Source organism: Pedobacter sp. NO84 (assembly GCF_059703915.1).
Genome location: NZ_AP046575.1, coordinates 2,609,811 through 2,632,807 on the forward strand (window position 1 = coordinate 2,609,811; position 22,997 = coordinate 2,632,807).

Sequence of the window (22,997 nt, forward strand, 5' to 3'; positions counted from 1 at the left end):
ATGCCTTTAGTTTAATTCATTGTCCAATTTATCCCTGCCAATAAATGCCTTAAAAACAAGGGGTCTGTATAGCATTCTTTCGTATGGCCAAGGGCGGTATAGAAAATCTTACTTCCTTCAAATTCGTGGACCCAGCTAATTGGATGGTTATTATTCATCGTTCCACCAGTATAAGAGGTTTCGTCTATCTTAATTAATACCTTGATTTCTGGCGATACAGATTTGAAATTATACCATTCGTCTGTATGCATCCAAGGCTGTGGCAAACCTTTATTGATCTTGTTTTTTGGTAAAATGATCTCCAATTTCGCGTTTTGGATTTTAGGGTGTTTCTCAAAAAATGCACCCACCAATCGGCCGTACCATTCCCACTCATAATTTACATCCGTTGCGGCATGGATCCCTACAAAACCTCCACCGTTATGAATGTACTGCATAAAAGCGCTTTTTTGCGCATCGTTAAAGATGTTAGTTCCTGTTGGACTTAAAAAGATAAGTGTTTTATATTTTTTCAGATTCTCTGCCGTAAACAAATTAACATCTGTTGTGGTGTCTACATCAAAATTATTTTCGTCGCCCAATTTTTTAATGGCAATGATCCCATCGGCAATAGAAACATGATGAAAGCCCTTGGTTAAAGAAAAAATCAGCACGGATTTTCTTTTGGCATGCGATCTATCGTCAGCTTTGAAGCTAAAGCATAGGATGATGGCTAGGAAAAATGGGATAAGTTTAGAATGAATTTTCAAGGGAATATCGGGTTTGTTAAATTTACTAAATTAAATATATAAAATTAACCTGTGAATACCTTATTTGCCTATGAATTAATCGATCTTTAATGGTTTTAGCACCTTTTTTTCTGGAGGCAATAATTTATACTTACTATAGCAATCCATTACATAATACGTAAATTCTTCGGGAGTTGCTTTTACTACAAAGGCATAACTCGGTCGGTACAACACCATAAATGCATCTAATGCTAATCCGCTGATCGGTAGTATTTCCCCTACTGTTTTAAGATTATAACGTTGATCAATCTTAGTTTCATATTGTTCTTTCTTTATAAAACGAACAAACTTTCGAGCCTGTTTACCCTTTTTGCTGAAATAAGCAGATGGATAAAATAAAAAGCCTCGACCTGGTTTAAGCAGGTAAGGGTTTGCTAGGTTAAATGTTTGGGCATATTGTTCTCTGATATCCACCTTTTTTGCTATGCTTACGGTTTTTAGCATATTCGCATCAGCTTTCATATAATGCTTGTGAAAATTTAAACTAGTTAATAAAACCGTATCTGTTTGGTACCCTACGCATCTAAAAATGAGCCGATCGTTAATTTGGGCCATTAACTTAAATTCACCCTTTGCATTACTAACGGTTTCTTTCTTATTACTCAGATTGATGATGTGAATTTGATCTAAGGTCTGATTGCTAACCTGATCCAAAATCAATCCTTCCAAACTGGTTTGTGCATTAGCGCCACTAAAAATAAATAGCAATCCAAAAACGAAAGGCAAGTTTTTCCATCTCATAATATTGAAGATAATCAATTGAGAAATGGCGAGTTAGTTTTTAACTCTTTTTAACTTTAATGAAAAGTATTCAGATATAATTTCTCTACCTTTTTACGCGCCCAGTCTGTTTTGCGCAAAAACTTAAGACTTGATTTTAAAGAGGGATCTTTTTTGAAACAGGCAATATTAACCAGATTACCCAACTCCTCCCACCCATAATGGAAAAATAATTGCTTTAAAATAAATTCAAGCGTTAGGCCATGAAGCGGATTGTTTTTTTGGGGTTGCTTGTCCATTGTTCAAAGATAAGGAAAAATGGAAAATGGAAGATGTAATATGGAAGATGTAATGAAGCGACCGTCACACTCCATCTCACCTATTCCATCTCATCTATTCCATCTTACCTCTTACATCTTACATCAACGTAACCGCAAAAAAAAGTCCCGATTTGCATCGGGACTTTAATCTATAAATAAAATAATGCTTATTTGCCTTTCGTAAGTACAAAGCTTTGACCTTGTGCTGTTAACGTCAATTCATTTTTAGTAGGGTTGAACTCAAATTCCAAATCATTTGCTTCATAAGCAAATTTATTACCGCTAACAAAAGTTAGATTCATCAATGGATTTGTTCCAATTTGTGCGGTTAACTTACCATCCGCTTTAGCGATAATAATTTTAACTGGAATCTCTGGAGAACCGTAAGAACCTGCAAACACATCTAAATTTGCCGGAGGAGTAGCCACTGCTTTTGTTGCTCCCTCTGCTAACCATGAATTATTATCTGGGTTACCATCTGGCAATACTTTATCAGGGTCTATAAGCACTTCGGTAACTTCTTCAGTTGTAGGATAGCGCACTAACCACGATGTATTTTTCATCCAAACGTCAACAGGAACTTTAATGATGTCGGTTTTACCGCTTTTTGTTTTAATCTGGAGAATAATTGGCATTGGCATTTTTTCGAGGTTGTTTACTCGAATGGTATAGCCTGTGATCATGCCATCTTTCATTACTGATTTTACCTCTCCCAATCCTTGATCACTTTTCCAGTTGTTCAAAAACCAGCTTCTCCAAAACCAAGCCAAGTCTTCACCAGATCCATTTTCCATAGAGCGGAAGAAATCAATTGGAGTTGGGTGTTTGAATGCCCAGTTTTTAATGTATTGACGAAACGCATAATCAAAGCGATCTTTGCCTAAAATTTGGTCTCTTAAAATATTCAATCCCCAACCTGGTTTGCTATATAAATTGATCCCGATATTATTTTCGGCCATTCCATCGGGCATAAGCATGATATTTTCTGTACGTGGATTACCAATACTCGATTTTCCGATCGAATTCATATTAGAGGGGCGTTGTTTATACTCTCCATTATTAAAGTTCTGCGAAGAAATACCATTAATAAAAGTGTTGAAACCTTCATCCATCCATCCATATTTACGTTCATTTGAACCTACAATCATCGGGAACCAGGTATGGCCAAACTCATGGTCAATTACACCCCATGCACCACCCCTCTTGGCTGTCCATCCGCAAAAAACGATCCCGGGATATTCCATTCCGCCAATGTTGGTTGCTACGTTTACAGCCATTGGATACGGAAATTCGAACCACATTTTCGAGTAATGTTCGATTGTACTTTTAACATATTCTACACCACGACCATAACTATCCATTCCATTGCTTTCTACAGGATGTGCAGAAACGGCGAGCGATTTTTTTCCGCTTGGCAGATTGATACGTGCTGCATCTAGCACAAAAGATTTTGATGAAGCCCAAGCTGCATCACGAGCATTTACAATTCTGAACTTCCAAGTTAATTTATCTTTCGCAGGGCGAGAAGATGGATCTAATACCTCAGCTTCTGAACGGATGTGTACCGTTGCATCGCTCAATTTAGCAGCATTCCATCTTTTCAATTGTTCTGCCGTAAATACTTCTTGTGGATTTAACAATTCGCCCGAGCCCATTACAATATGAGATGCAGGTGCAGTTACCGAGTAGTTGATATCGCCATACTCGCAATAAAACTCTCCGCCACCCCAGTATGGCAACGTATTCCAACCTAACACATCATCATATACACACATGCGTGGAAACCATTGTGCAATGGCAAAAATCTCTCCGTTTTTGGTAGTTAAATGTCCGGTTCTGTCTGAACCTTCTTTTGGAACAATATAAGAATAATCCATTTTAATGGTAACGATATCACCACTTGCCGCCAATGGCTGGTCTAAACGGATCTGCATTCTTGTATCTTCAACCAGGGAAGTAAATTTAACTGGTGCCGCTTTTTGCGATACACTTATATTCTGGATGTTATAGCCACCCTCAAATTTCTCTCCCTGGGCACCATAACGACTACGAACAGGCGTAACCGCGTAACCCCTTGACGTTTCTTTAAACGTATTCTGATCTAATTGTAGCCATAAATATGGCAATTTATCAGGGCTATTATTTTTGTAGGTGATCGTAACTGTTCCACTTACCCTATTCTTTGTTTCATCTAAAGTTGCGGTAATGTTATAATCTACTCTATTCTGCCAGTACTTTGCACCAGGAGCCCCGTTTGCAGAACGATATTCGTTTCCATTTTGAGTATAGAATAATGGCCCGAAAGCATCGCCAGAAACATAATTGGTGGCAGGTGTAGTTGGCGGCGTTTGCTGTGCAAAGCTGGTTAAGCTATACAAACAAACCAATACCGCACATAAAAAGGATTTGTGTTTAAGCATGTTGATTTATTTTTTCGCTAAGGTAAATTGTAATTGAATAAATTCAAATTAATATGCAAGATTGTTACGCCATTGGGGAGGAGTTGGAGTTGGGAGCTTGGAGTTTGAGTTGAGCTAACTCTCAACTCCAAACTCCAAACTCAATTTTTAGGTTTAGTTAGAGGGGGCAACTTACGTTGGTCGGCTGGTAATTTCTGCCAAGCACTATAAGCACTAATGGTATAATAAACGTAGTTGAAGGGTCTCTCTGCCTTAACTTCTTCCACCGTTGGGCGATACATTCCCATAAAATCTTTAATGTCAGGTCCTTCAAATTTAACGAGCGATCTAATGTATTCTTCGTTAAAATTTTTATTGATTTCTTCTTGGAATCTTTCTCTTTCTTCTAATTGTTGGATCTTCGCCTGCTCTTTTCGGTACTTACCGTACCCTAAGGTTAATCGTAGGCCACCACGTTCTTTGCTATAATCAACCTGACGTGCTGGTGTGGCATTAGGATCTTTAAGGTCTAGATAGGGTGAAATTTTTACGTTAGTGATATCTACCGACTTCAAATTATTGACTACCAACCTTAAAAAAATATTTTTAGGAAATAAATTCACCAAATAAAGCGTATCGGTGTTATATCCTACCATGGCAAATGAGATGAGATCTCCTATTTTGGCACCAATTGCAAAATGGCCGTCTTTATCTGTCAAGGCCACATTTTTAGTGTTCAAATTCTTAATGGTAGCACCTTGTAGTATTATAGTTCTATTATCGTTGTCGAAAATATTCCCCGTTAAAGTGTTGTTCTGTGCCAATAATTTAAACGGAAGCGTAATCAGAATAATTATAATTAACTTTTTAAGCATATTCAAATTTAAATCTCTTTTGGGTGAAGTGTGGGCTTTTAACAAAATTTAACAAAATTAGTACCCTTTTAGGTTGTATTTAAAACAATCGAATGTTTTAAAAGGTTAGTTTAATCAAAAGCATAATGCTTATCAAACTGATATACAAATGAAAGCGAAAAAGAAATGTATCTACATTTTAGAGGATAACGATGATATTAGAGAATTGATAGCATATCTCTTGATTGAAGAAAACTATAATGTGCAGGGATATCCAACGGTAAAATCTTTCAAAAATGAAATGGCATTTGCAAGCCCTGATATGATTATTTTGGATGTGATGTTAACAGACGGCAACGGAATTGATGTCTGTGATGAGCTGAAATCAAATAAACGTACCCATGATATTCCCGTTTTAATGATGTCTGCTCATGCTTCTCTTAGTGAGATTAAACCTAAATGCGAGGCCGAAGGATTTATCAGCAAACCTTTTGACATCAATGATTTAGTAAAGAAGGTTGATCATTATTTGCATTAATTATTAGTTCTAGTCAGAAACTCCATCTTTAATCAATTAACAGTTAACCAAAAAACAATTTAGGTCAACCTATTCCTGTAATCGTTTTCTGTAAAACCTAAGAGAACAGCCTTGTCGTTTTGTTCAACAATTGGCCGCTTAATGGCGCTGGTATGTTGGAGCAGATAAGTAATTGCTTTCTCGGGAGAGTTAATTTGTGCTTGTTCTTCTCTAGTTAATTTCTTAAAGGTTAATCCATTTTTATTGATCACTTTCTCCCAACCAAAAATATCAAACCACTCGGTTAACTTGGCGGCAGTTATTCCTTTCTTTTTAAAGTCATGGAATTCAAATTCGATATGGTTTTCTTTAAGCCAATCTTGTGCTTTTTTTACAGTGTTGCAGTTTGGGATGCCGTAGAGTGTCATAGCTATATAGTAAAGGGTTGATGGTTCATGGTTGAGGGTTCGTGGTTCATAGTTGATGGTTCATGGTTGATATATTGGATTCATAGCTAGGCGCCACGGCTACTATGAACCATGAACTATTAGCCACCTATTTGCCAAAAACTCATCTTCAAAGTTAATCAAATCTCTCGTTCATCACATTTTCTGATGGGTCTATCACATTTTTTTTCGTACTCTTATGATCATCGTTAACATTGTGGTATCAAATTAACTTTATGAAATTAAAAGATTTACAAAGAGCCGAGTTCTGGATTTCGACCATATTATTTTTAATTGCTGGAATTACCATTACCTCAAATACTATTGACGGGAGTAGTGGCTATCATTTCAATAATGCAGTAGACTATTTTATAGCAAATCATATTTCCTACTCCTATTTTTCGAATTATTTTGTGCCAGAAATTTTTCGTGTCTCCCTAATTTATCTTAGTTTCCTTCTTCTCAGTTTTTATCTGATACCAGCACTTATCGATAAGCGAAACGAACTACTCAACTATTTTCTGGTTTGCATTCTAATCATTGTCGTGGGTTCAATCACCGGGATTTGCAAAACTTACGCAGAAGCTTATAGGTTAATTTCATTCGATAACTTACAAGAAGCCTATAACTACATGTTTTTTAAAAGTTTTAGCTATGCAATTTGGCTTGTAATCTTAATAGCGGCCTACGTACTAATTAAAAAGTTAATTATCTATCTAATTGAGGGTCAACATAAAAACTCCCTAAATCAGTATCAAATGAAGGTTGATATTGGCGTTGGTCTTGCATTTTGGCTAGTTGGATTGTTATTGTGGCTTACCACAAGATCCCCTTTTGAAATTACTGTGGTGTGGACATTGGTTATATTTTCCGCTATCGGCATTATCATTTATTCCATCTATTATTTATTGCCATCATTGTATGCGAAACAAAAAACTTTCAAGAACTATTTTTGGCAGATAGTGCTTATCGCCTTGTTATTGGCCGTTCCGATGAGCTTAATTGGCCTTTTCTTCTTCTATGAGCGGGAAGAGTTTGCCTTTGTTACTTTCTTCTTTCACATGCCTACCCAATTAATAATTAGTGCCCCTTTATCTTGGTATCTATACAAAAAAAGAACAGAAAATCGCAACGAAATTACCAATTTAAGAACAGAATTAGGAAAATCGGATGCCAGTTTAAGCTTTCTGCAATCCCAGATTAACCCTCATTTTTTATTCAATGCCCTAAATACCTTATATGGAACAGCTTTGCAGGAAAACGCAGACCGGACCGGGGAAGGAATTCAAAAATTGGGAGATATGATGCGCTTCATGTTACATGAAAATATGCAGGATAAAATTTCGCTTACGCGTGATGTTGATTATCTGGAAAATTATATCGCTCTGCAAAAACTACGCACTTCCAGATCATCAGAGATCGTGATAGAAACCCAAATTGACGAACAGTTAAATAATTTTCAGATTACACCAATGTTACTTATTCCCTTTGTTGAAAATGCATTTAAGCATGGAATAAGCCTACAACATCCCTCACACATTAAAATCACCCTACAAACCAAAGAAAATACCTTATATTTTGATGTACACAACAGCATCCATGTTAAACCGGATAATGATCCAGAAAAGTTAAAAAGCGGAATCGGCTTAGCGAATGTTAAACAACGACTGGCCCTCTTGTATCCCGGTAAGCACGAGCTGATCATTAGGGAGAGTGCTAAAGAATTTTTCATACATTTAACCCTTGAATTGTAAAGGTTAATTGGTTAACTGATTAATTGGTTAACTGAGTTAATTGCTTAACTATGCAATTAACCGATTTCAACGATTAACCATCTTTTAAAATGATCGCAATAGCCATAGACGACGAACCAATAGCCTTAGACATTGTGGCGGCGCATGCCAATAAAGTTCCGTTTATCGATTTAAAGGAAAGATTTACAAACGCATTTGAGGCCATCACCTATTTACAGCAGCATAAAGTTGATCTCATTTTTTTGGACATCAAGATGCCTGATATTAGTGGGATAGATTTTTTGAAAGCATTAACAAAACCCCCATTGGTGATTTTTACAACGGCCTATAGTGAACATGCCGTTCAAAGTTTTGAGCTAGATGCTGTTGATTATTTGTTAAAACCTTTTTCGCTTTCTAGATTCTTAAAAGCCTGTAATAAGGCGAAAGAACTTTTTGACTTAAGAAATAATTCTGCCGAATACAAAGCGGATTTTATTTTTGTTAAAGATGGATATGAGCAGGTAAAAATTATATTAAACGACATTTTATATATCGAGGCTTCCGGGAATTATACCCAACTTAATTTAACTGACGATAAATTAGTGAGTACCAGAATCACTATTAATGAACTCGCTGAGCTCCTACCCGCTAAACAATTTATCCGGATCCATCGGGCATATATTATTGCAAAAGATAAAATTAGCAAATATGACCGTTCGCAAGTTTGGATTAATGGAAAAGGCATCCCCATTGGGAACAGTTATCTGCAAAATCTAAAATTTTAACCTCCCCGCTTAACCTTTGCTTTTAGTAAATGCTTACTTATTTGTTTTAAATATTATCTTAGTGCGCTCAATCACGCAAATCAATTAGATGTTTAAACTGTCATTTAAGAAGCAGGTCCTCACTGGATTTGCCATTTCTATACTATTTGTTTTTATTTCGGCTTTCTTTTCTTATCTCAGCATCCGATCACTTACAGATAGCTCTAGTTGGGTAGAACATACCTACGAAGTAATTAATACTGCCGAGAAGGCTAAAATAGCCTTGATAGATTGCGAAACAGGGTTGAGAGGTTTTATCATTACCGAAGAAGATTCATACAAAACACCCTACGATAACAACATCAATCAAATACAGCAGCAGATTAACGCCCTTAAGCTACTCGTTCAGGACAACCCCAAACAGACGCAACAAGCAGACAGCTTAGAATTTTATGCTATACATAAAGTAAATGACATGAAAAAGATCATGTCTAAAGCTACAGGTTCGGATTTCGCGGCAGCCAAACAGGCGATCTTAACCAATGAAGGGCAGCGCTATAAAGTTAATTTCTTGCGCATCACCAATAAATTTATAAATACTGAACTATCGCTGCTTAAAGAGAGAAAAAATTCTAACAACAAGAACAGTAAACAAACCATCCTTATTGTGTTGTTAAGTTCGGCATGTATTTTTATTCTCATTTTATTTTTGCTCAGTTACATTCGCCGTACGTTTGATCAGCAGAAAGGAATAGAGCGACAAATTTTAAGCAGCAATGCAGAGCTTGCGGAACTATCGGCCCTGAACGAGCACAATAACTGGTTGCTTTCTGGCGCTGCCGAAGTAAATGAAGCCCTGCAAGGGCAACAGGAAATGGAAGACCTGGCCCAAAATATAGTCGCTAAATTAAGCAACTATATCGATGCTACTATTGGAGCATTATTTTTGATGGATGATAAGTCGAACATCCTTAAATTAATGGGATCCTATGCCTATCCTGGGAAACCAAAAAATACTTTTCGTTTAGGCGAAGGACTAGTTGGCCAGGTTGCACTAGACATGAAACCCAAACTTATTAGTGATATCCCTAAAGATTATGTCAGGATAAATTCTGGGTTGGGAGACACCAGTCCATCTTTTCTGTATCTAGTTCCTATTATTTATGAACATAATACCATAGCTGTTGTAGAGCTTGGATTTCTATTGAAACCACAAGAAAATAAGCTGCAGTTAATCGGTAACATTGCCGAAAATATTGGGATCGCTCTAAATAGCGCTCTGGCGCACCTGCAATTGAGAGATCTTTTTGAGCAAACCCAACAACAGGCTGAAGAGTTAGCAAGCCAACAAGAAGAATTGCGCACTACCAACGAAGAACTTTTCCACAAAACAGAAGAGCTTCAGGTTTCTGAAGAAGAATTGAGAGTGCAGCAAGAAGAATTGCAGCAAACCAATGTCGAACTGGAAGAAAAGGCCCAATTACTCGAAGAGCGTAATGCGTCGATTAATGAGGCCAAGGAAGCGATCAGCCTTAAGGCCGAAGAACTTGAATTGAGCAGCAAATATAAATCTGAGTTTTTGGCCAACATGAGTCATGAACTGAGAACGCCATTAAATAGTATTTTAATTTTGGCCAGGATATTAAAGGATAACAAAAACAATAACCTTTCAGAAGAACAGATCAAATATGCGGGTGTAATCCAAAATGCGGGTAATGATCTCTTAACGCTCATCAACGACATCCTAGACCTCTCAAAAATCGAAACGGGAAATATAGATCTGCACATAGAAAAGATCAGGCCAGTTCAAATAGCAAACAATATCGAATCATTATTTACAGAGCTCGCCAACCATAAAAAAATTGATTTCCAAGTGAAACTCGCCCCTAATTCGCCAGTTGATTTTGTGTCAGATCAGGGCCGATTGGAACAAATCCTGAAAAATCTATTATCGAACGCTTTTAAATTTACACCAGAAAGTGGCAAAATTAGTGTCGAAATAGCCTTAACTGATTCGGCAGTTGCCAAAAATGCCAATCTTGTGGCAAGTGGAGATACCATTTTATCATTTAAGGTAAGTGATACTGGCATCGGGATAGCTGCAGGTAAACAGGAGGTTATTTTCGAAGCGTTCCAGCAAGAAGATGGTTCAACGAGCAGAAAATATGGGGGTACTGGACTTGGCTTATCGATAAGTAAAGAATTGGCCCAACTCTTGGGAGGCGAAATCCATATCGAAAGTGTACAAGGTGAGGGGAGTTCATTTACCCTTTTCATTCCAGAAAATCTTTCGGTTTCTGTTGACCGAGAAGTTATTACTCCATTGCCCATTAGCAATCATGTACAAGAAATACTCATCCGCGAGCCACAACCGAAAATAGAGGGCAATCTATTGTTGATTGTTGAGGATGATATCAATTTTGCGGAAATCCTAAAATCGTATGCCATCGAGAAAGGTTTCGATCCTGTGTTGGCCCATAGTGGGGATGTAGGGCTCGAAATGGCTATAGATCTCCTTCCTTCTGCCATTATACTTGATATTATGCTGCCTGTAATGGATGGATGGACCGTGCTCAAAAAACTGAAATCAGATCCTAAAACAAAACATATTCCCGTGCATCTTATGTCGGCCGATAATGAAAAAGGTACATTGGCCGAGAATGAAGGTGCCATAGGTTTCCTTAAAAAGCCCATCGAAAAGGAAAAATTGGATGAGGCATTTGATCTTTTGAACATGAACCAAAGCTACCCCTTCAAAAATGTACTGGTTGTAGAAGATCTCGTATTACACAGTAATAACTTAACCGAACAATTGATCCAAAAAGGGATAAATGTAGCCCAAGCCTATACGGGAAAAGAAGCCTTGTTGTTATTGGAAAACCAGCATTTTGATTGTATCATATTGGATCTGAAACTTCCTGATATCTCTGGGTTTGATCTATTGGACCAAATCAAATCCCAGGAAAAGTTTAAGCATATCCCAGTAATTATCAATACTGCAATGGAGCTGCAGCGCGATAAAATGGCTCATATTATGCAATATACGGAGGCCATGGTGCTAAAAACAGACAAGTCTAACGAACGGCTGTTAGATGAGGTAAGTCTCTTTATGCACAAGCTTAAAAAACCAGACAAAGGGGTTTATCCGTATGTACCCGTTCATGCCTCGAAAAACATACAAGTGAATACCTTAGAACAGGCATTAAAGGATAAAACTATTTTAATTACTGATGATGACATGAGGAATATCTTTGCGCTTTCTAGTGCATTGCAAACTTATGAAATCAATATTTTAATCGCTAATAATGGATTTGAGGCGCTCGAAAAATTAAAAATGCATCCTGAAATCAATTTACTGCTAATGGATATCATGATGCCAGAGATGGATGGCTACGAAGCGATGCGTCAAATAAGAGCCCAAAAGCAGCATGCCAATTTGCCGATTATTGCCCTCACCGCAAAGGCGATGAAAAATGATAGAGAAAAATGCATTGAAGCTGGCGCCAACGATTACATCTCGAAACCGGTGGATGTAGATAAATTATTGTCGATGTTACGTGTATGGCTAAGTTAGAAATGAAAAATAAGGTTCCATTCTCTGCTTCAATCATCACCGACAAGGAATTAGAACAGTTGTTACTTATTATTAAAAAGGTGCATGGTTTCGACTTTGGAAATTATACCCAAGCTTCGATAAAGAGGCGCATTTTAAGAATCATGGATTTAAAACAAATGAGTTATTTTGATTTGAGTAACCATTTGATCAATGATCATGATTATTTCGACTATTTCTTGATGGAGGTTACGGTTAATACTACCGAAATGTTTCGGGATCCCCTATTTTTTAAAGCCGTAAAGGAGAAAATCATTCCTTATCTAAAATCATATCAACATGTTAAACTATGGAGTTGTGGCTGTTCAACAGGCGAAGAGCTTTACTCTTTGGCGATCCTATTTACCGAAGAAAATTTATATGAGCGATGCTTTTTCTATGGCACAGACATTAATCAAGAGGCTTTGGGGCAGGCGAAGGAAGGGATCTATAGTTTGGCAAAAATGAAGCAGTATTCTGAAAATTTCATGGAAATCGAAGGGAAAAATTCACTTTCTGCCTACTATACCGCTAAGTACGATGCGGCATTGATCAGTAGAAAGCTTAAAAAAAATACCCTTTTCTCTACGCATAACTTGGTTTGCGATGGTCCTTTTAACGAATTTCAATTAATTTTTTGTAGAAATGTATTGATCTATTTTGATTCGGATCTTCAATCTAGGGTAATCCGGTTATTTTACGATAGCTTGGCAAACTTTGGATTCCTCTGCTTGGGGAGCAAAGAATCAATTAGGGATTTAGAGCTTGCTAAAAAATTTAAAATAATCGACAAAAAACTAAACATATATCAAAAAATAAACTAACCAGCTATGTCCAACATGCCGAAACTTAATCTTTTGATAGTAGACGACAAACCTGAGAATATAGTAGCGCTTGAAGCGCTCTTGAACCAACACGATATTTCAATTATCACTACCACATCACCTAATGAGGCCTTGCGGATTTGTTGGGAAAAAGATATTGCCATCGCTTTGGTTGATGTTCAAATGCCGGGAATGAACGGTTTTGAATTGGTAGAGATCTTAAAAAACAATCCACGCACCCAAGAAATCATGGTTATTTTTGTAACTGCTATTTCTTTGGAGGCAAAATATGCTATTAAAGGTTTAAATGTAGGTGCAATCGATTATCTCTATAAGCCGCTAGATCCTTACATCACCTCGGCTAAAGTTGACTCTTTTATTCAACTTGTACGCAACCAGCGGGAAATTAAGCAAAAAAACCTGCAATTAGAAAGCTTCCAAAAGGAGCTAATAAAAGCAAAAGAAGACGCAGAACAGAGCAAAAAAGCAAAGGAAAGCTTTATGGCTAATATGAGCCATGAAATTCGAACGCCTATCAACGGGATAATCGGTTTGGTACACCTGTTAAACAAAAGCGAGTTAACTACTGAACAGAAAGAAATGCTATTACTTTTGGAATCATCATCAGAATCCTTGCTTGGGGTTATCAATGATATCCTTGATATTTCAAAGATCGAAGCGGGCAAATTCAGAATCAACTATGCTAAGACCAATATCCGTTTAGTATTAACTCAAGCTACCAATCTGCTAAATATAAGAGCGAAAGAAAAAAATCTTGAGTTGAGGTTAGAAATCGATGAAAAACTTCCAACAACTATCATGGCCGATTCATTACGCCTGAACCAGATATTTATGAACCTTTTGAGTAACGCGATCAAATTTACCCAAAAAGGAAGCATCGTATTTAAAGCGGAGGTATTGAATAAAAAAAGCAATACAGTTGAGATCGAATTTTCGATTTCCGACACCGGAATTGGCATCTCTGCCGAGGACCAACTTAAGATCTTCGACAAATTTGAGCAGGTAGAAGAGCATAGCACCTCACAACATGGAGGTACTGGTTTAGGACTTTCTATTGTAAAAAAACTGGCCGAATTAAAGGGCGGCAAACTTCATCTCCAAAGCAAGGAAGGGGAAGGAAGTAAATTTTGTTTCACTAAATGGTATGAGTATGTAGAGCAGGAACAGAAATTGGAAGCTAAACCTATAATTAAATTATCACCATTGAAAGGGATGCGGGTTTTGGTAGCAGAAGACAATGTAATCAATAAATTCCTGATTCAAAAAATCCTAAAACAATGGGAAATTGACACTAAATTCGTAGCAAACGGACTTGAAGTTTTCGAAGTTTTAGCAGATAATGATTTTGATGTGATCCTAATGGATACCTATATGCCTGGTATGAATGGGCTAGATGCAACCAGAAAAATTAGGGCTGGTGCGGTTGAAGGAAAGGCAAATATTCCTATCATTACTTTTACGGCAGGAATTATAGATATCGAAAGAGAACCATCTATACAGGCAGGTGCCGATGATATTTTAAGTAAGCCCTTTGATGTAAATGTGTTGCACCAAAAACTTGAATTTTACCACAAAGCTTAACTATTTGTTAAAAAGTGTCATCGTCTGGGCTGCACCAATGGTTACGAAGCTTTTAATCATCGTAACTCCCCTATTGATTAAAGTTGGGAGCTCCTTTTGTTCGTCTTTGTCAAATGGGGCCAGCACATAATCAGCCTGCATTCCTTTTCTAAAATTATCGCTTATCCCGAAACGTAAGCGGGCGTAGTTCTGTCCACCACACACTTCTTCGATACTTTTTAGTCCATTGTGCCCGGCGCTGCTCCCTTGTAATTTCATCCTTAATTTGCCCAGTGGCAGGGCTAGATCATCAACTATCACAAGTACATTTTCTGGGGCGATTTTGAGATCCTTCATCCAGTAATTAACCGCTTTCCCACTTAAGTTCATAAACGTAGTGGGCTTAATCACGTGTAATTTTTTTCCTTTATGGCTTACTTCGGCATAATAGGCCAAGCGTAGTAACTCGAAGCTACCACCCAGGCTTTCTACCAATTCATCTGCAATGTTAAATCCGATGTTGTGTCGTGTATTTGCATATTCTGGACCAATATTGCCCAGTCCAACGATAAGGAATTTCATTTTGCTAAGATAAAAAAAAGTCCGAGAGTCGGGAAGTCCAAGAGTCCGAAGATGAATGCCAATAGTCCAAAAGACCAAAAGTCCAATAGTCCAATAGTCCATAAGTTCACAGGCCATAAGTCATCATGAAGTTGGACTACAACTTTGGATCTGTAGATGTAACTATCATTATTAAACGCTTATGCACGAATAAACAACATAAAATACGAAATATGATATTGCAGCTAATTACTTGAAAAATAGATTTTTACGTTAAAATTGAAAAAATAGGTTATTTCGCCTATTTTAGAGTTAGTGGCAATGCAAAACGCCTAACCCACTCCCACCTTTCATTCGAAAATAAATTTGTTTCGTAGTAACTTATAAGTTACCTTTGTTCATGAAGGTAAGAGAAGTTATAGCTTTTAAGGATTACTTTGAAAAATTCCTACTTGAACAACCTAAAAAGGTTCAGGATAAGATATTCAAAATTATCGAAGCTATTGAAACTCTTGAACGTGTGCCGTCAAACTATCTGAAATTTCTTGTTGGTACAGATGGCCTTTACGAAGCAAGAATCCAACTGGGTTCAAATATTTGGCGAGTGTTTTGTTTCTTCGATAATGATAAATTGATTATCCTATTGAACGGATTTCAGAAAAAGACACAAAAAACACCAAAAAACGAAATTGAAAAGGGGTTGCGCCTAATGGCAGAGTACTACGAACAAAAAAATAAGAAAAATGGAAACTAAAAGCTGGAAAGAAGTCAAAGATACCGTATACGGAAAAAAGGGAACGGAAAGACGCGACGAACTTGACAGAGATTTTGCGAGTTTTAAAATCGGACTAATGCTGCGCAAGGCAAGGGAAGACAAACACCTAACCCAAAGCGAACTTGGAGAACTTGTAGACAGGAAACGCGAATATATTTCTAGGATAGAAAACAATGGAAGTAACCTAACTTTAAAAACCTTGTTTGACATTGTAGAAAAGGGACTTGGCGGAAAAGTTAAAATCTCTATTGAACTATAGCCCAGGATAGCACTAATAGCCTTATAAAATTTACAACTATTGGCATCGCAAGTAGTGGGGCTTTAGTGAGCCTATTGAAAATTGTAAAAATGAAAGATGAAATAATCAAAGAACTTCTACAACTCGAAGAGCGTCACGACATAAAAATTCTTAACGTTATGTGCAAGTAACAAAGACAGTGCAAAAATGAAAGACTAAAGCACCCATCGATATGAAAACAAGAATAATGTATATTGAATTTAAAGGTGAGAGCTTGACAGGTGAGGCTAGGATCGGAAGGGTACAATTTTCTAAGACTGGCAAATCGATTCACTACAATGGAAAAACCTTTCAAACGTTAGGTGGACGGGGATTTAAGGCCAACTATTTTGATGTAGAGACGGGAGAAGAGTACTGGATTTCAGGTTGCAAAAAAGACGGGGAGGATAGGCTCTACCGAGAAAGACTCCCAATTCACATTGACGAAGATGTAAGGGAAGAATATTGGACAGAAATTCGAAACCTCCCAAACAACACGAACATCAAAGCAATAAATGCAAAATGATGTATAGGCAATGCAAAACCTACAGGTAACAAGCAGTTTGGTAAAGGTAGAGGAAAATTCATCCTCACCTCCTATATTGCATTAGTGATTTAACCTACCCTTAGATGGGAAAATTTAACTTTATAAAAAACCTTCACCCCTAAACCATGCCAAAAAACAACCTACTCCAAATGCACAATGTTGGGATCGTTGTAGAATCCCTTGATAATGCCATTTTATTTTTCACAGAAATTGGGCTGAAGCTCGAAGGACGTGCCATGGTAGAGGGAGAATGGGCTGGGCAGGTAACCGGACTGGGTAATCAATCTGTAGAAATTGCCATGATGGTTACACCTGATGGCCACAGTCGCCTTGAACTTTCGAAGTTTATTACTCCAGCCACTATAGCCGACCATAGAACTGCTCCTGTAAATTCCCTGGGTTATTTACGAGTGATGTTCAATGTAAAAGATATCGATGAATTGGTAGCCAGGCTTATCAAAATGGGCGCCCAACTTGTTGGAGAAATCGTTAATTATGAGGGGATCTATCGGTTGTGCTACATTAGAGGAACCGAGGGAATTTTGGTGGGTTTAGCAGAAAAGCTCGATTAGCATTTAATAAAGAGGACTAACCCTATGCAACGCTGCAACCTTAAATAATTGCATTGCCTTTGCCAACTAGCCCCGACAGACACGGAAATACTTTTTGCAACCTCGTAGGTTCTGTAGAACCTACGAGGTTGCAAAAAGATTGGAGTAGATGGCGGGACTGCCTTTAATTTTTGGCACTGCCCCTGCGCTTCAAAGAAGTTTAAAAACCCTAAATAAACGGCTATCGGTTACCATAGGATCGAACTTATCCTTCAGCGAATATCATTGTATTGTAAAACCCAAAGGAGATTGCTTTGCTTCGTTTCTCGCAACCGTGCCTCCCCGCAAGGACGACCGGTTAATCGGTGTAATCGTCTAAATCTGTGTAATCACTTAATATCGGTGTAATCACCTTAAAAAAAAGCGGTACAAAATTTCTTCTGTACCGCTTAGGTTTTAGCAACTGAAACTGCCAACTGTTAATTGTTAACTGCTTATTTTCCTTTAGCTGCTTCTGTTTCTGCTTGTTTCAATGCTCTAGACATTCCAACAGAAACGATTGTATCTTCTGGGATATTCGTTACAGCAAAATCACCTTTTTGTAAATCACGTACGCGGAACAAACTTCCCACTTCCATTTTCGAAATACTTACTTCAACTACTTGAGGCATGTTTTTAGGCAATGATTTAACACGTAATTTACGTAGTTTTTGAACCAATTTACCACCCATTTTAACACCTGGAGAAGTTCCTACCAATTTAACAGGAATTTCCATGGTAATTTCTTTATCGTCAAACAGTTGAAGAAAATCAACGTGCAACAATAAATCAGTTAGTGGATGATATTGTGCGTCTTTGATGATAGCTTTAGTTTTAGTACCACCGATGTTGATTTCTAAAAAGTTAGCTTCTGGAGTGTAAATAGCTTCGTTTAGGTCTGTACTTGTTACTGCAAAGTGCACTTGCTCTTTACCACCATACAATACTGCAGGAACTTTACCTTCATAGCGAAGCTCTTTAGCATCGCGTTTCCCTACGTTCTCTCTTGGAGAACCGCTAATTGCGATTGTTTTCATTTTCTATTTATTTTAATTTGTAATTAAACTCTTTTTCTAGCATCGGGCATGGGGCATGGGGTGACTCTCTGCTCCCTGCGCTCTGCTTAAACTCTAAAAAGGTCGCTAATTGAACCATGTTCGTTTACATTGGCAATAGCCTTTGCAAACAACTTGGATGTACTTAGTACCCTTATTTTCTCACACTCTTGTTTTAGCGGAATGGTATCTGTTACGATCAATTCTTCTAAAACCGAGTTCTGAACGGTTTCATACGCTTTTCCAGATAAAACCGGATGTGTACAAACCGCTCTCACACTACTTGCGCCGTTTTCCATAATCAGCGCTGCTGCTTTGGCCAATGTTCCAGCCGTATCGCAAATGTCATCTATCAATACTACGTCTTGCCCAGTCACATCACCAATAATCGACATAGATTCGATCTCATTGGCACGCTTACGCCTTTTATCACAAATAATCACTTCTGCGTTAAAAAACTTTGCAAAAGTACGAGCTCTATATGAGCCCCCCATATCTGGTGAAGCAATGGTTAAATTCTTTAGGCCCAAGCTCTTGATGTAAGGCACAAAAATAACCGATCCATCTAAGTGATCTACCGGAATATCAAAGAAACCCTGGATCTGTGCCGCATGTAAATCCATCGTCATGATCCGGTGTATTCCAGCAGCTCTCAATAAATTAGCCACCAGTTTTGCACCTATTGCTACCCTAGGCTTATCTTTTCTATCCTGTCTAGCTAAACCATAATACGGAACTACAGCAGTTATGTAATGTGCTGATGCTCTTTTAGCCGCATCAACCATAAGCAACAGTTCCATTAAATTATCGCTGGGCTGATAAGTAGACTGAACCAAAAATACATCGCTTCCTCTTATAGATTCATCAAAAGAAGGCTGAAATTCGCCATCGCTAAACCTACTTAAAGTAACACTTCCGAGTGGCTTGCCGTAATCTTCGGCAATTTTATTCGCTAAATCTTTTGTACCGCTTCCGGCAAAAATCTTAACTGGGTTAAATTGCAATGGCATGATTCGCGGGTATCAATGCTGGTTAAAAAAAATCGGATTGCGGTTTTAGTCACAATCCGAAAAAAATTTGTTGTCCGACCTGGATTCGAACCAAGACAAACGGTACCAAAAACCGTTGTACTACCCTTATACTATCGGACAATCTCCCGTTTAGAACGTTGTTCTGAAATGGAATGCAAATTTACGTTTATTTTTTTTAGCTGCAAGCCCGAATTCAAAAAAAGTTCAAATAATTTCAAAAGCCTATCCAAGGCTAAAATAAACGGTTAATTTTTGTTAAATGCACTAGATTTTTTATACTAATATCAATCTATTTCTTTATTTTCGGCAGCATTTTTATGTGTCAATACCAAATTATTACTCCTATACAATGAAATATTCTAAAATAAATAACATCGTAGGATGGATTTGCTTCCTCATTGCAACTACTACTTACATTTTAACCCTTGAACCATCGGTAAGCTTTTGGGACTGTGGAGAGTTTATTGCCTCAGCGTTAAAAATGCAGGTTGTACACCAGCCAGGTGCACCACTTTTCTTAATGATCCAACGCTTCTTCTCTCTTTTTGCGCTTGGTGATAATACCAAAGTTGCTTATTTCATGAATGTTGGTTCGGCCATTGCCAGTGGAGCAACAATATTGTTTTTATTTTGGACCATTACCGCTTTAGCTAAAAAGATTTTAATCAAAGGTAACGAACAATTGAGCAAAGCAAATCTCATCAGTATTATGGGAGCCGGTTTAGTTGGAGCTTTAGCCTATACGTTTAGCGATAGTTTTTGGTTTTCGGCGGTTGAGTCTGAGGTATATGCACTATCATCACTATGTACAGCAGTTGTATTTTGGGCAATATTGAAATGGGAAGCAGTGGCTGATGAGCCTCGTGCTGATAGATGGCTCTTATTTATTGCCTACATTATGGGGCTTTCTATAGGGATCCACATCCTAAACTTATTGACCATTCCGGCGATGGCTTTTGTTTACTATTTCAGAAAAACCGAAAAGCCCAACTATGCGGGGATGTTTAAAACCATCGCCATTGGTGGCCTAATCCTAGGCATTGTGCAATATGGAATTATTCAATACCTTGTATCCTTTGGCGCCTATTTTGACCTTTTCTTTGTTAATACGCTAGGTTTAGGCTTCGGAACCGGTGTATTGTTCTTTATTATCCTTTTGGTTAGTGGACTGGTTTTCGGGATCAGATATTCTATAAAACACAATAAAAAGATTTTAAATCTTGCTTTGTTATCAACTACCCTAATCATCTTCGGTTATTGTTCATTCGCAATGATCTTAATCAGGGCGCAGGCAAAACCTAATTTAAATAATAGTAATCCTGATAATGCCTTTTCTTTTCTAAGCTATCTTAACCGCGAGCAATATGGAGATAGGCCCTTATTAAAAGGCCCGAATTACAACTCGGTTCCCCTGTATGAAAGTGATCTATCGCAACCAAAAACCATTCAAGGAGGCAAGACTTACCGAAAAGGCGAAACTAAATATGAAGTTTCCGGTATAAAAACCCATAATGAATATAGTGAAAATCCGGACATGCCTGATAGTATCCGTAATCTGCAGCACGAGGTTCTTTTTCCGAGAATGTACAGCGAAGAAAGAAGGCACGTAAATTACTACAAGGATTATATCGATAAAAATAAAACCGATAAAATGGGGAATACGGTTAGCTATGATAACGACAAGTATTCGCCAGATTTCGCAGATAATGTAGGCTTTTTTGCCCGCTATCAAGTAGGGTTGATGTACATGCGCTACTTTATGTGGAATTTTGTTGGACGACAAAATGAAGATCAAGGTCAGGGAAGTTATTACGAAGGCAGGTCATTGAGCGGTATCAAAGCAATTGATGCCATAAACTTAGGTGATCAAACCAACTTACCTCCATCTATAACCGAAAGTACATCCTATAACCGTTTCTTTTTCTTGCCTTTGATATTAGGTTTATTAGGTATGATATGGCACTTTACCCGTAACCCTAAAGATGGTGGAATTATTGGATTGTTATTTTTCTGCACTGGTATTGCAATTGTGCTTTACCTAAACCAAAAGCCCCTCGAGCCTAGAGAACGTGATTATGCCTATGTAGGATCATTCTATGCTTTTGCCATATGGATCGGGCTCTCGGTACTGGCCATAAAAGAATGGGTATTCGGTAAGATTAATGCTCAAACCGCAGCAATTAGTGCAACCGCAATCGCTTTAGTCGGTGCCCCGGTGTTAATGGGAAGCCAAGGATGGGATGACCACAATCGCTCTGAGAAGATGGTTGCCCATGATATCGCCGTAAGTTATATGGAATCATGTGCCCCAAATGCTATCCTTTTCACCTATGGTGATAATGACACCTACCCGCTCTGGTATATTCAGGAGGTTGAAGGAGTTCGTCCAGACATTCGTTTAGTAAACCTTAGCTTATTTGATACCGATTGGTACATTAACGGAATGCGAAAAAGAGTGCATCAATCAGATCCACTGCCAATTACAATGAAAGAGTCCCAGTATGTTACGGGCGAAAGAGATGTGATGTATTACAAAGAGATGAATATCGAGGGCAGTGTAGAATTGAAGGATATCGTTGACTTATTGTTGTCAGAGAACCCAGCCGATAAAATTCCGCTAAATGATGGAAACAAGACCAATTTTATTCCAACTAAGAACTTTAAGCTAACGGTTAATCCGCAAGATGTAGTTAGCACAGGTACAGTTCCTGCGAGTGAGGCTGGAAAAATTGCGCCGGTGATGGAATGGAAATTCAATAAGGGCTATGTAACGAAGGGAACATTGGCTATGCTCGATATTTTGGCGCATAACAATTGGAAAAGACCTGTATATTTCTGTACCACGGTACCGAATGAGCAATTTAATGGATTAGATAACTATTTATACAACGAAGGATTGGCTTACCGACTATTGCCTTTAAAGATTGATACTGCAGCAGCCTCTACAGGCGAGCAGGGAATAAATCTTGAGCCGATGTATAATCATATCATGAACAAATTTAAATGGGGAAACATCAAAAAAGCTTCTTATTTGGATTCGCAATCGGCAGATGATGTTTCGATCTTCAACAATATGTTTAATAGTCTGATTACTGGATTAATTAAGGCCGGAAGAATTGAAGACGCTAAAAAAGTAGTTGAAAAGTACTACGAAGTGATGCCGACCAAAATTTATGGAATCCGCATCATGATGGGTGTACCAACGATGGCGCAAAATCTCTATATTTTAGGCTATACCGACAGAGCGAATGAACTGATCAAAAAATCAGCAGCTTATATTAAGAAAGAAGTAACCTATTTAGCTGATGTTTCTAAAAGCAAAGAAACACTGGTGGGTGGGCAGAATGTACAAATTGGTTTAATGTATGGATTAGAACCAATGGGAAAAATAGCTGGCAAATTTGGTCAAGCTAAGCTTGCGCAAGACATCGATAAACAGTACAATGAACTATACAGTAGATTTAGTCAGTTCTTCGGACCGCAACAGTAAGCAGCTGGGAGTTCTCAGTTTGCAGTTTCAGTTATCGGTTTTCAGTTTAGTTAACATAAAGAAAGCCTCTCGAGATAATCGAGAGGCTTTCTTTATGAATCAGTTATCGGATGATTTAAATCATCCGATG

At 37.9% G+C, this 22,997-nt stretch carries 20 protein-coding genes; 11 read left to right on the forward strand and 9 right to left on the reverse strand.

The annotated features are described in order from the left end of the window. Positions 1 to 11 precede the first annotated feature (11 nt). The 5 genes from AC6H0V_RS11480 to AC6H0V_RS11500 form a co-directional block, all read right to left on the reverse strand. Positions 12 to 749, reverse strand: a complete 738-nt coding sequence (locus AC6H0V_RS11480; RefSeq protein WP_497560317.1) for a ThuA domain-containing protein — start codon at positions 747 to 749, stop codon at positions 12 to 14. 75 nt (positions 750 to 824) lie between these two features. After that, positions 825 to 1,529, reverse strand: a complete 705-nt coding sequence (locus tag AC6H0V_RS11485) for a carboxypeptidase-like regulatory domain-containing protein (protein WP_497560318.1) — start codon at positions 1,527 to 1,529, stop codon at positions 825 to 827. Positions 1,530 to 1,585: 56 nt separating this feature from the next. Then, positions 1,586 to 1,807: a VF530 family protein gene (locus AC6H0V_RS11490; RefSeq protein WP_497560319.1), complete on the reverse strand. Its 222-nt coding sequence runs from the start codon at positions 1,805 to 1,807 to the stop codon at positions 1,586 to 1,588. Between the two features lie 188 nt (positions 1,808 to 1,995). After that, positions 1,996 to 4,248, reverse strand: a complete 2,253-nt coding sequence (locus AC6H0V_RS11495; protein ID WP_497560320.1) for a M1 family metallopeptidase — start codon at positions 4,246 to 4,248, stop codon at positions 1,996 to 1,998. A gap of 140 nt (positions 4,249 to 4,388) precedes the next feature. Next, the gene (locus AC6H0V_RS11500) at positions 4,389 to 5,102 is read right to left on the reverse strand and encodes a hypothetical protein (protein ID WP_497560321.1); all 714 of its coding nucleotides are present in this window, start codon (positions 5,100 to 5,102) and stop codon (positions 4,389 to 4,391) included. A gap of 148 nt (positions 5,103 to 5,250) precedes the next feature. Here AC6H0V_RS11500 and AC6H0V_RS11505 point away from each other — a divergent pair, with 148 nt between their 5' ends. Continuing rightward, on the forward strand, positions 5,251 to 5,619 hold the full coding sequence (locus AC6H0V_RS11505) for a response regulator transcription factor (protein ID WP_497560322.1): 369 nt from the start codon (positions 5,251 to 5,253) through the stop codon (positions 5,617 to 5,619). Positions 5,620 to 5,678: 59 nt separating this feature from the next. On the opposite strand, the gene AC6H0V_RS11510 is transcribed toward AC6H0V_RS11505, so the two are convergent. Next, entirely contained in the window at positions 5,679 to 6,026 is a 348-nt protein-coding gene (locus AC6H0V_RS11510) for a Spx/MgsR family RNA polymerase-binding regulatory protein (RefSeq protein WP_497560323.1), read from the reverse strand. A gap of 254 nt (positions 6,027 to 6,280) precedes the next feature. Here AC6H0V_RS11510 and AC6H0V_RS11515 point away from each other — a divergent pair, with 254 nt between their 5' ends. From AC6H0V_RS11515 to AC6H0V_RS11535, 5 genes are all read left to right on the forward strand, one after another. Next, the gene (locus AC6H0V_RS11515; RefSeq protein WP_497560324.1) at positions 6,281 to 7,798 is read left to right on the forward strand and encodes a sensor histidine kinase; all 1,518 of its coding nucleotides are present in this window, start codon (positions 6,281 to 6,283) and stop codon (positions 7,796 to 7,798) included. Positions 7,799 to 7,887: 89 nt separating this feature from the next. Next, positions 7,888 to 8,565: a LytR/AlgR family response regulator transcription factor gene (locus AC6H0V_RS11520; RefSeq protein WP_497560325.1), complete on the forward strand. Its 678-nt coding sequence runs from the start codon at positions 7,888 to 7,890 to the stop codon at positions 8,563 to 8,565. Between the two features lie 88 nt (positions 8,566 to 8,653). Then, positions 8,654 to 12,118 (forward strand): hybrid sensor histidine kinase/response regulator, encoded by a 3,465-nt coding sequence (locus tag AC6H0V_RS11525; protein ID WP_497560326.1) that lies wholly within the window; start codon positions 8,654 to 8,656, stop codon positions 12,116 to 12,118. Beyond that, a complete protein-coding gene (locus tag AC6H0V_RS11530) occupies positions 12,106 to 12,960 on the forward strand; it encodes a CheR family methyltransferase (protein ID WP_497560327.1) in 855 nt (284 codons plus the stop codon). The genes AC6H0V_RS11525 and AC6H0V_RS11530 overlap by 13 nt, the downstream gene beginning before the upstream one ends. A gap of 15 nt (positions 12,961 to 12,975) precedes the next feature. Then, positions 12,976 to 14,562, forward strand: coding sequence for a hybrid sensor histidine kinase/response regulator (locus AC6H0V_RS11535; RefSeq protein ID WP_497560328.1), 1,587 nt, complete (start codon positions 12,976 to 12,978; stop codon positions 14,560 to 14,562). On the opposite strand, the gene pth is transcribed toward AC6H0V_RS11535, so the two are convergent. Next, the gene (pth, locus tag AC6H0V_RS11540; protein ID WP_497560329.1) at positions 14,563 to 15,123 is read right to left on the reverse strand and encodes an aminoacyl-tRNA hydrolase; all 561 of its coding nucleotides are present in this window, start codon (positions 15,121 to 15,123) and stop codon (positions 14,563 to 14,565) included. 379 nt (positions 15,124 to 15,502) lie between these two features. Between pth and AC6H0V_RS11545 the strand changes: the two genes are divergently transcribed. The 4 genes from AC6H0V_RS11545 to AC6H0V_RS11560 all read left to right on the forward strand — a co-directional run bounded on the left by AC6H0V_RS11545 (position 15,503) and on the right by AC6H0V_RS11560 (position 17,273). Continuing rightward, positions 15,503 to 15,856: a type II toxin-antitoxin system RelE/ParE family toxin gene (locus AC6H0V_RS11545; protein WP_497560330.1), complete on the forward strand. Its 354-nt coding sequence runs from the start codon at positions 15,503 to 15,505 to the stop codon at positions 15,854 to 15,856. Continuing rightward, positions 15,846 to 16,136, forward strand: a complete 291-nt coding sequence (locus AC6H0V_RS11550; protein WP_339580856.1) for a helix-turn-helix domain-containing protein — start codon at positions 15,846 to 15,848, stop codon at positions 16,134 to 16,136. Before AC6H0V_RS11545 ends, AC6H0V_RS11550 begins: the two co-directional genes overlap by 11 nt. A 211-nt stretch (positions 16,137 to 16,347) precedes the next feature. After that, entirely contained in the window at positions 16,348 to 16,680 is a 333-nt protein-coding gene (locus AC6H0V_RS11555; protein ID WP_497560331.1) for a hypothetical protein, read from the forward strand. Positions 16,681 to 16,826: 146 nt separating this feature from the next. Then, positions 16,827 to 17,273: a VOC family protein gene (locus tag AC6H0V_RS11560; protein ID WP_497560332.1), complete on the forward strand. Its 447-nt coding sequence runs from the start codon at positions 16,827 to 16,829 to the stop codon at positions 17,271 to 17,273. Positions 17,274 to 17,746: 473 nt separating this feature from the next. Here the strand turns inward: AC6H0V_RS11560 and AC6H0V_RS11565 are convergent, their stop codons facing one another. After that, positions 17,747 to 18,328: a 50S ribosomal protein L25/general stress protein Ctc gene (locus AC6H0V_RS11565; RefSeq protein WP_497560333.1), complete on the reverse strand. Its 582-nt coding sequence runs from the start codon at positions 18,326 to 18,328 to the stop codon at positions 17,747 to 17,749. Between the two features lie 86 nt (positions 18,329 to 18,414). After that, entirely contained in the window at positions 18,415 to 19,356 is a 942-nt protein-coding gene (locus tag AC6H0V_RS11570; protein WP_497560334.1) for a ribose-phosphate pyrophosphokinase, read from the reverse strand. Between the two features lie 370 nt (positions 19,357 to 19,726). On the opposite strand from AC6H0V_RS11570, the gene AC6H0V_RS11575 reads away from it, so the two are divergent. Beyond that, positions 19,727 to 22,867: a protein O-mannosyl-transferase family gene (locus tag AC6H0V_RS11575; protein ID WP_497560335.1), complete on the forward strand. Its 3,141-nt coding sequence runs from the start codon at positions 19,727 to 19,729 to the stop codon at positions 22,865 to 22,867. Positions 22,868 to 22,997: the final 130 nt, after the last annotated feature.

Coding starts and splice junctions, on each gene's coding strand:
- AC6H0V_RS11565 (WP_497560333.1), bottom strand. CDS start 18,328: ATGAAAACAATCGCAATTAGCGGTTCTCCAAGAGAGAACGTAGGGAAA.
- AC6H0V_RS11510 (WP_497560323.1), bottom strand. CDS start 6,026: ATGACACTCTACGGCATCCCAAACTGCAACACTGTAAAAAAAGCACAA.
- AC6H0V_RS11575 (WP_497560335.1), top strand. CDS start 19,727: ATGAAATATTCTAAAATAAATAACATCGTAGGATGGATTTGCTTCCTC.
- AC6H0V_RS11495 (WP_497560320.1), bottom strand. CDS start 4,248: ATGCTTAAACACAAATCCTTTTTATGTGCGGTATTGGTTTGTTTGTAT.
- AC6H0V_RS11485 (WP_497560318.1), bottom strand. CDS start 1,529: ATGAGATGGAAAAACTTGCCTTTCGTTTTTGGATTGCTATTTATTTTT.
- AC6H0V_RS11535 (WP_497560328.1), top strand. CDS start 12,976: ATGCCGAAACTTAATCTTTTGATAGTAGACGACAAACCTGAGAATATA.
- AC6H0V_RS11500 (WP_497560321.1), bottom strand. CDS start 5,102: ATGCTTAAAAAGTTAATTATAATTATTCTGATTACGCTTCCGTTTAAA.
- AC6H0V_RS11530 (WP_497560327.1), top strand. CDS start 12,106: ATGGCTAAGTTAGAAATGAAAAATAAGGTTCCATTCTCTGCTTCAATC.
- AC6H0V_RS11550 (WP_339580856.1), top strand. CDS start 15,846: ATGGAAACTAAAAGCTGGAAAGAAGTCAAAGATACCGTATACGGAAAA.
- AC6H0V_RS11555 (WP_497560331.1), top strand. CDS start 16,348: ATGAAAACAAGAATAATGTATATTGAATTTAAAGGTGAGAGCTTGACA.
- AC6H0V_RS11490 (WP_497560319.1), bottom strand. CDS start 1,807: ATGGACAAGCAACCCCAAAAAAACAATCCGCTTCATGGCCTAACGCTT.
- pth (WP_497560329.1), bottom strand. CDS start 15,123: ATGAAATTCCTTATCGTTGGACTGGGCAATATTGGTCCAGAATATGCA.
- AC6H0V_RS11515 (WP_497560324.1), top strand. CDS start 6,281: ATGAAATTAAAAGATTTACAAAGAGCCGAGTTCTGGATTTCGACCATA.
- AC6H0V_RS11560 (WP_497560332.1), top strand. CDS start 16,827: ATGCCAAAAAACAACCTACTCCAAATGCACAATGTTGGGATCGTTGTA.
- AC6H0V_RS11505 (WP_497560322.1), top strand. CDS start 5,251: ATGAAAGCGAAAAAGAAATGTATCTACATTTTAGAGGATAACGATGAT.
- AC6H0V_RS11525 (WP_497560326.1), top strand. CDS start 8,654: ATGTTTAAACTGTCATTTAAGAAGCAGGTCCTCACTGGATTTGCCATT.
- AC6H0V_RS11520 (WP_497560325.1), top strand. CDS start 7,888: ATGATCGCAATAGCCATAGACGACGAACCAATAGCCTTAGACATTGTG.
- AC6H0V_RS11545 (WP_497560330.1), top strand. CDS start 15,503: ATGAAGGTAAGAGAAGTTATAGCTTTTAAGGATTACTTTGAAAAATTC.
- AC6H0V_RS11570 (WP_497560334.1), bottom strand. CDS start 19,356: ATGCCATTGCAATTTAACCCAGTTAAGATTTTTGCCGGAAGCGGTACA.